An 8,553-nucleotide genomic window follows, 5' to 3' on the forward strand; every position below is an offset into this window, starting at 1 on the left:
TACAGGATGAACACCATTCCATGTGGGAGCTGCCGAAGGCTGCGATCTTTTTTTATGCCCGAACAGTGCTTTCGAAGCCTGTCTTTTTCCTGTCCATACAAGCTGTTACTGTACGGGCCACCAAGCCCAAGCCGCCCGGATCGGATTTCTTATTTGAAGCGTCCCCTGCTCCTGCTCCTGATCAGCCTGGCCTTGAGTTCCACCGCAAGCGCGACGATCAGCGAAAGCCATGGTTATGCGCAGTTCGGCACGCTCAAGTATCCGGCCAGATTTACCCACTTCGACTGGGTCAACCCGCAAGCGCCCAAGGGCGGTACGTTGCGGGTGATGGCGTTTGGCACGTTCGACACACTCAACCCGTACACTTTCAAGGGCACCAGCCCGGTTGCCACACCGAACTTCCTGCAATACGGCATCAACGAGCTCAACGAACCGCTGATGGTCGGCACCGGCCAGTACGCACCGTCGGGTGATGAGCCCACCTCCAGTTATGGCCTGATCGCCCAATCGGTGGAGTACAGCGAAGACCGCAGCTGGGTGGTGTTCAACCTGCGCCCCGAAGCGCGCTTCCACGATGGCACGCCGATCACCGCGTACGACGTCGCGTTCTCCTACCGGTTGCTGCTCAAGGAAGGCCATCCGCAGTACCGCACCAATCTTCAGGAAGTGTTGCGGGTCGACATTCTCAACCCGCAGCGCATTCGGTTCGTGTTCAAGCGCGCCGGCAATCCTTTGCTGATCCTGCGTCTGGGCGAGTTGCCGGTGCTGCCGCAGCACTACTGGAAAGGTCGCGACTTCAAGGCGACCACCTTCGAACCGCCGCTGGGCAGCGGGCCGTATCGCATTACCTCGGTGACGCCGGGCCGGCAGATCGTCTTCGAGCGGGTCAAGGATTACTGGGGCAAGGATCTTTCGGTCAATCGCGGCAAGTACAATTTCGACCGCATGGAAGTCGAGTTCTACCGAGACAGCGACGTCGCGTTCGAAGCGTTCAAGGCCGGCGAGTTCGACATCTACATCGAGCATCAGGCAAAGAACTGGGCCAACGGTTATGGCTTTCCGGCAATACGCCGTGGCGACGTGATCAAGGCGCAGATCCCGCACCAGATCCCGACCCAGACCCAGGGCCTGTTCATGAACAGCCGCCGCGCGACGTTTGCCGAGGCCCGGGTTCGCGAAGCGCTGGGGTTGATGTTCGACTTCGAGTGGACCAACCGCACGCTGTTCAGCGGCGCCTACAAACGCGCCATGAGTTACTACCCCAACAGCGAGTTCTCCGCCACCGGCCTGCCGGTCGGCCATGAATGGCTACTGCTCAAGCCGTACCGCGAACAGCTTCCCGCCCGATTGCTCACCGAACCGTTCAGCCTGCCGCAAACCCAAGGCCAGGGCATTCCTCGGGAAACCATGCGCAAGGCCTTGAGCCTGCTCGCCGAGGCGGGCTGGAAGCTCAACGGCCAGCGCTTGCAGAACGCGGCCGGGCAACCATTGCGCCTGGAGATCTTGCTGGTCAATCCGAACCTGGAACGCATCCTTCAGCCTTACGTCGAGAACCTTGCCAGCATCGGCATCGACGCCCGGTTGCGCACCGTCGATCGCGCCCAGTACAAACAGCGCCTCGACCAGTTCGACTTCGACATGATCCTGATGACCCTTAACCAGACGCTCAGCCCCGGTCTGGAACAGTGGCAGTACTTTCACTCCAGCCAGGTCGGGGTCAAGGGCAGCAAGAACTACGCGGGCATTGCCAATCCGGTGGTCGATCACCTGCTCGAACAACTGCTCGCGGCCAAGACCCGCGATGAACAAGTCGCCGCCGGCAAGGCCCTCGACCGGGTGCTGCTGTGGCAGCACTACATCATTCCCAACTGGTATCTCAATTATCACCGCCTGGCGTACCGCAATCGGTTCGCCTTCGTCACCACGCCGCCCTACACCATGGGCCTGAGCGCGTGGTGGTTGAAGTCTTCGGAGAAAGATCGATGAAACCCATCAGCGCCCTGCTCTTGCAGGCCAGCGCCCTGTTGTTCGCCGGGCTGGCCAGTGCCGCCCCGCAACATGCGTTGACCCTGTACAACGAACCGCCGAAGTACCCGGCCAATTTCAAGCACTTCGATTACGTCAACCCGGACGCGCCCAAGGGTGGCATTTTCCGCCAGGCCGGTTTCGGCGGTTTCGACAGCCTCAATCCGTTCATCAGCAAAGGCGTGTCGGCCAACGATATCGACCTGATCTACGACACCCTGGCCAGGCAGAGCCTGGACGAGCCCTTCACCGAATATGGCCTCATCGCCGGCAAGATCGAAAAGGCCCCGGACAACGACTGGGTACGCTTCTATCTGCGGCCCGAAGCGCGTTTCCATGATGGCCATCCAGTGCGCGCCGAAGACGTGGTGTTCAGCTTCCAGACGCTGATCAAGGACGGTGCGCCGATGTACCGCGGTTACTACAACGACGTCGAAGATGTGGTTGCCGAAGATCCGCTGACCGTGCTGTTCAGGTTCAAGCATAAAAACAACCGTGAGTTGCCGTTGATCCTCGGCCAGTTGCCGGTGCTGCCCAAACACTGGTGGGCGCCCCGTGATTTCAACAAGGGCAACCTGGAGATGCCACTGGGCAGCGGACCGTACAAGGTCGCTGAAGTGAAGGCCGGGCGCTCGGTGCGCTATGAGCGGGTCAAGGACTATTGGGGCAAGGACCTGCCGATCAATCGCGGTTTCTACAACTTCGATGTGATGACCACCGACTATTACCGCGACAACACCGTGGCGCTCGAAGGGCTCAAGGCCGGGCAGTTCGATTACTGGCTGGAGATGACCGCGAAGAACTGGGCGAACGCCTACAACATTCCGGCGGTCACCGAAGGCCGGCTGATCAAGGAACAGATCCCCAACGGCAACCCCACCGGCATGCAAGGCTTCGTCTTCAACTTGCGCCGCCCGGTGTTCCAGGACGTGCGCGTGCGCCAGGCCCTGACCCTGTTGCTGGACTTCGAATGGACCAACAAACAGTTGTTCAACGGCGCCTACGCGCGCACTCGCAGTTATTTCGAGAACTCGGAAATGGCCGCCACCGGCCTGCCGGACGCCGATCAGCTGGCGATTCTTGACCCGTTCCGCGGCAAGATCCCCGAGCAGGTGTTCACCGAGTCGTTCCAGAACCCGGTCACCGACGGCAGCGGCATGATCCGCACCCAGCAACGCAAGGCCTATCAGTTGCTGCAAGAAGCCGGCTGGCGCATCGTCGACGACAAGATGGTCGACGCCACCGGCAAACCGGTGAGCATCGAATTCCTGCTGGCCCAGACTGAGTTCGAACGGGTGCTGTTGCCGTTCAAGCGCAACCTGAGCGACCTGGGCATCGAACTGGTGATCCGCCGCGTCGACGTCTCGCAGTACGTCAACCGCGTGCGCTCGCGGGACTTCGACATGATCGTCGGCAGCTTCCCGCAGTCCAACTCGCCGGGCAACGAACAGCGTGAATTCTGGATGACTGCGGCCGCCGACAAACCCGGCAGCCGTAATTCCATGGGCCTGAAAGACCCGGTGGTGGACCAACTGGTCGAGCAACTGATCAACGCCGATTCGCGCAAAAGCCTGGTGGCCCACGCCCGTGCACTGGACCGCGTGCTGCAATGGGGTTATTACGTGATCCCCAACTGGCACATCAAGACCTGGCGCGTGGCGTACTGGAACCACATCGGCCACCCGAAGGTCTCGCCTAAATATGACATCGGCACGGCCACTTGGTGGGTCAAGCCCGATGCCAAACCGGCGATAGAGATCGAAACCAAATTGCAAGCCGACCCTGCGGGCACGGAGTAATCAGATGCTGGCGTATATTTTTCGGCGACTGCTGCTGATCATTCCGACCTTGTTCGGCATTTTGCTGATCAACTTCGTGATCATCCAGGCCGCCCCCGGGGGGCCGGTGGAGCAGATGATCGCCAAGCTCGAAGGCTTCGAAGGCGCCACCAGCCGCATTGCCGGCGGCGGTGCCGAAGTGTCGGTGGCCGGTTCCGCCTATCGCGGCGCCCAAGGCCTGGACCCGGCGCTGATCAAGGAAATCGAGCACATGTACGGCTTCGACAAATCGGCGCCGGAACGTTTGTGGATCATGGTCAAGAACTATGCCTCGCTGGATTTCGGCGACAGCTTCTTCCGCGACGCCAAGGTCATCGACCTGATCAAGGAAAAGATGCCGGTGTCGATTTCGCTCGGGTTGTGGAGCACGCTGATCATGTACCTGGTGTCGATCCCGCTGGGGATCGCCAAGGCCACGCGACACGGCAGCCACTTCGACGTCTGGACCAGCTCGGCGATCATCGTCGGCTATGCGATCCCGGCGTTCCTGTTCGCGATCCTGCTGATCGTGGTGTTCGCCGGCGGCAGTTATCTGGACTGGTTCCCGTTGCGCGGGCTGACCTCGAACAACTTCGATGAATTGAGCATGGGCGGCAAGATCCTCGACTACTTCTGGCACCTGGCATTGCCGGTGACCGCGTTGGTGATCGGCAACTTCGCGACCATGACCCTGCTGACCAAAAACAGCTTCCTCGATGAAATCAACAAGCAGTACGTGGTTACTGCCAAGGCCAAGGGCCTGACCAATCACCGCGTGCTCTACGGCCACGTATTCCGCAACGCGATGCTGCTGGTGATCGCCGGTTTCCCGTCGGCGTTCATCGGGATTTTCTTCACCGGTTCGTTGCTGGTGGAGGTGATCTTCTCCCTCGACGGCCTCGGCCTGATGAGCTTCGAAGCCGCGATCAACCGCGATTACCCGGTAGTGTTCGGCACGCTGTTCATCTTCACCCTGCTGGGGCTGGTGGTGAAATTGATTGGCGACCTCACCTACACTTTTGTCGATCCGCGCATCGACTTCGAAAGCCGGGAGCATTGAGATGAACCTGTCCCCTCTCAATCGCCGCCGCTTCGAACTGTTCAAGGCCAACAAGCGCGGCTGGTGGTCGCTGTGGCTGTTTTTGATCCTGTTCGGCGCCAGCCTCGGCGCCGAGCTGATCGCCAACGACAAGCCGCTGGTGGTGCACTACGACAACGGCTGGTACTTCCCGGCGCTCAAGCGTTACCCGGAAACCACCTTCGGCGGCGAATTCCCGCTGGAAGCCAACTACAAGAGCCCGTACATCCGCGAACTGCTCAAGGCCAAGGATGCCTGGGTGTTGTGGGCGCCGATTCCGTTCAGCTACCAGAGCATCAACTATGACCTGAAAGTCCCGGCGCCAGCGCCGCCCTCGGCGGACAACCTGCTGGGCACCGATGACCAGGGCCGCGATGTACTGGCCCGGGTGATCTACGGTTTCCGCGTTTCGGTGCTGTTTGCCCTGACGCTGACCGTTCTCAGCTCGATCATCGGCGTGATTGCCGGTGCGTTGCAGGGCTTCTACGGCGGCTGGGTCGATCTGGCCGGGCAGCGCTTCCTGGAGATCTGGTCCGGGTTGCCGGTGCTGTACCTGCTGATCATCCTCGCCAGTTTCGTCCAGCCGAACTTCTGGTGGCTGCTGGGGATCATGCTGCTGTTTTCCTGGATGAGCCTGGTGGACGTGGTGCGCGCCGAGTTCCTGCGCGGGCGTAACCTGGAATACGTGCGTGCCGCCCGGGCCTTGGGCATGCAGAATGGCGCGATCATGTTTCGCCACATCCTGCCCAACGCCATGGTCTCGACCATGACCTTCATGCCGTTCATCCTGACCGGCGCCATCGGTACGCTGACCGCCCTGGATTTCCTCGGCTTCGGCTTGCCGGCCGGCAGCCCGTCGCTGGGTGAACTGGTGGCCCAGGGCAAATCCAACCTGCAGGCGCCGTGGCTCGGCATGAGCGCGTTTGCGGTGTTGGCGTTGATGTTGAGTTTGCTGGTGTTCATCGGCGAGTCCGCTCGCGATGCCTTCGACCCGAGGAAGTGAAATGAATCAGGACAATCTGATCGAAGTGCGCGACCTCGCCGTCGAATTTGTCGTCGGTGATCACAGCCAACGCGTGGTCGAAGGCGTCAGCTTCGACATCAAGCGCGGCGAAACCCTGGCGCTGGTGGGCGAAAGCGGTTCCGGCAAATCGGTGACCGCGCACTCGATCCTGCGTTTGCTGCCCTACCCGCTCGCCCGGCACCCGTCCGGCACCATTGAGTACGCCGGACAAAACCTGCTGAACCTGAAAGAAAAAACCATCCGCCACATCCGCGGTAACCGGATCGCGATGATCTTCCAGGAGCCGATGACCTCGCTCAACCCGCTGCACTCGATCGAAAAGCAGATCAACGAGGTGCTGGGCATCCACAAGGGGCTGGTCGGCAAAGTCGCGACCAAGCGTACTTTGGAGCTGCTGGAGATGGTCGGCATCCCCGAGCCGGAAAAACGCCTGAAGGCCCTGCCTCATGAGTTGTCCGGCGGTCAGCGCCAACGCGTGATGATCGCCATGGCCCTGGCCAACGAGCCGGAGCTGCTGATCGCCGACGAACCGACCACCGCGCTGGACGTGACCGTTCAGCTGAAAATCCTCGAATTGCTCAAGGAATTGCAGGCCCGCCTGGGCATGGCGCTGCTACTGATCAGTCACGATTTGAACCTGGTGAAAAGAATTGCGCATCGCGTATGTGTCATGCAGCGCGGTTGCATCGTCGAACAGGCATCGTGCGAAGAGTTGTTCCGCGCGCCGCAGCATCCGTACACTCGGATCCTGCTGGCAGCGGAGCCCAGCGGGACGCCGGCGACCAATGAAATCGGCCCGCCACTGCTGGCAGTCGAGGACCTGAAAGTCTGGTTCCCGATCAAGAAAGGCCTGCTCAAGCGCACGGTGGATTACGTCAAAGCGGTGGATGGCATCAATTTCAGCCTGCCTCAGGGCCAGACCTTGGGGATCGTGGGTGAAAGCGGCTCCGGCAAGTCGACGCTGGGGCTGGCGATCTTGCGGTTGATCGGCAGCAAAGGCGCGATCCGTTTTGAAGGCAAACAGCTAGACTGCCTGACGCAGCAACAGGTCAGGCCGCTGCGTCGGGAGATGCAGGTGGTGTTTCAGGACCCGTTTGGCAGCCTGAGCCCACGGATGTGCGTGAGCCAGATCGTTGGCGAGGGTCTGCGGATCCACAGGATCGGCACCGAGGCGGAACAGGAACAAGCGATCATTGCGGCACTCAAGGAGGTAGGTCTGGACCCGGAAACCCGGAACCGCTACCCCCACGAATTTTCCGGCGGGCAACGGCAGAGAATCGCCATTGCCCGGGCATTAGTGCTAAAACCGGCGTTGATTCTGCTGGACGAGCCGACTTCGGCCCTCGACCGCACCGTGCAACGCCAAGTGGTGGAGCTTTTGCGTTCACTGCAAAGCAAGTACAACCTGACGTATCTGTTTATCAGCCATGACCTGGCTGTGGTGAAAGCGCTGAGCCACCAGCTGATGGTGGTCAAGCATGGCCAAGTGGTCGAACAGGGAGACGCGCAAAGCATTTTTGCCGCCCCCCAACATCCGTATACACAGCAGTTGCTGGAAGCCGCTTTTTTGGCACCAGCCACTGCGCAATAACCTGAAAAGAGGAGCAACACATGGGTTTTCTCGCCGGTAAGCGCGTACTGATCGTCGGTGTCGCCAGCAAGCTGTCCATCGCATCCGGCATCGCTGCCGCCATGCATCGCGAGGGCGCTGAGCTTGCCTTCACTTATCAGAACGACAAACTCAAGGGTCGTGTCGAAGAGTTCGCACAAGGCTGGGGTTCGAGCCCTGACCTGTGCTTCCCGTGCGACGTGGCCAGCGATGCAGAAATCGCCAAGGTCTTCGAAGAACTGAGCAAGAAGTGGGACGGCCTGGACTGCATCGTGCACTCCGTCGGCTTCGCACCGGGCGACCAACTGGACGGCGACTTCACCGAAGCCACCACTCGTGAAGGTTTCCGCATCGCTCACGACATCAGCGCCTACAGCTTCGTGGCCCTGGCCAAGGCTGGCCGCGAAATGATGAAAGGCCGCAACGGCAGCCTGCTGACCCTGTCGTACCTGGGCGCCGAGCGCACCATGCCGAACTACAACGTCATGGGCATGGCCAAGGCTTCCCTGGAAGCTGGCGTCCGTTACCTGGCCGGCTCCCTGGGCCCGGACGGCACCCGCGTAAACTGCGTATCGGCCGGCCCGATCCGCACCCTCGCCGCTTCCGGCATCAAGAACTTCCGCAAGATGCTGGCTGCCAACGAAGCGCAAACCCCGCTGCGTCGCAACGTCACCATCGACGAAGTCGGCAACGCCGGCGCCTTCCTGTGCTCGGACCTGGCTTCCGGCATCAGCGGCGAAATCATGTACGTGGACGGTGGTTTCAACACCACGGCCATGGGCAACATCGAAGAGTGATCTTCGGTTAGCCAATAAAAAACCCGCCTGTTTTGGCGGGTTTTTTTTGTGTCTGGGATTTACGAGGTAAAACACAATACCCCTGTAGGCGCTGAGCTTGCTCGCGATAGCGGTAAGTCAGTCGACATCATTGGTGAGTTTCAGTCCGCTATCGCGAGCAAGCTCAGCTCCTACAGGGTTTTGGGGTCAGCCTGTCAGGCATT

General features: G+C 60.6%; 6 protein-coding genes. All 6 read left to right on the top strand.

All coding sequences use genetic code 11. The features are described 5' to 3' along the window. Positions 1-165 precede the first annotated feature (165 nt). Genes ACW9JC_RS26475 through fabI form a run of 6 tightly spaced genes read left to right on the top strand, consistent with a single transcriptional unit; the run spans position 166 to position 8,350 of the window. A complete protein-coding gene (locus ACW9JC_RS26475) occupies positions 166-1,986 on the top strand; it encodes an extracellular solute-binding protein (RefSeq protein WP_457458693.1) in 1,821 nt (606 codons plus the stop codon). Continuing rightward, positions 1,983-3,824, top strand: coding sequence for an extracellular solute-binding protein (locus ACW9JC_RS26480; protein ID WP_457458687.1), 1,842 nt, complete (start codon positions 1,983-1,985; stop codon positions 3,822-3,824). Before ACW9JC_RS26475 ends, ACW9JC_RS26480 begins: the two co-directional genes overlap by 4 nt. Before the next feature lie 4 nt (positions 3,825-3,828). Then, entirely contained in the window at positions 3,829-4,902 is a 1,074-nt protein-coding gene (locus tag ACW9JC_RS26485; RefSeq protein ID WP_034146535.1) for a microcin C ABC transporter permease YejB, read from the top strand. A 1-nt stretch (position 4,903) separates the two neighbouring features. Next, entirely contained in the window at positions 4,904-5,923 is a 1,020-nt protein-coding gene (locus ACW9JC_RS26490) for an ABC transporter permease (protein ID WP_416127152.1), read from the top strand. A gap of 1 nt (position 5,924) precedes the next feature. After that, positions 5,925-7,535, top strand: a complete 1,611-nt coding sequence (locus ACW9JC_RS26495; RefSeq protein ID WP_457458689.1) for an ABC transporter ATP-binding protein — start codon at positions 5,925-5,927, stop codon at positions 7,533-7,535. A gap of 20 nt (positions 7,536-7,555) precedes the next feature. Continuing rightward, complete coding sequence (fabI, locus tag ACW9JC_RS26500) at positions 7,556-8,350, top strand: enoyl-ACP reductase FabI (protein ID WP_457458691.1); 795 nt, start codon at positions 7,556-7,558, stop codon at positions 8,348-8,350. Positions 8,351-8,553: the final 203 nt, after the last annotated feature.

This window comes from Pseudomonas sp. SDO5591_S426 (assembly GCF_054070755.1).

Coding starts and splice junctions, on each gene's coding strand:
- ACW9JC_RS26485 (WP_034146535.1), top strand. CDS start 3,829: ATGCTGGCGTATATTTTTCGGCGACTGCTGCTGATCATTCCGACCTTG.
- ACW9JC_RS26480 (WP_457458687.1), top strand. CDS start 1,983: ATGAAACCCATCAGCGCCCTGCTCTTGCAGGCCAGCGCCCTGTTGTTC.
- fabI (WP_457458691.1), top strand. CDS start 7,556: ATGGGTTTTCTCGCCGGTAAGCGCGTACTGATCGTCGGTGTCGCCAGC.
- ACW9JC_RS26490 (WP_416127152.1), top strand. CDS start 4,904: ATGAACCTGTCCCCTCTCAATCGCCGCCGCTTCGAACTGTTCAAGGCC.
- ACW9JC_RS26495 (WP_457458689.1), top strand. CDS start 5,925: ATGAATCAGGACAATCTGATCGAAGTGCGCGACCTCGCCGTCGAATTT.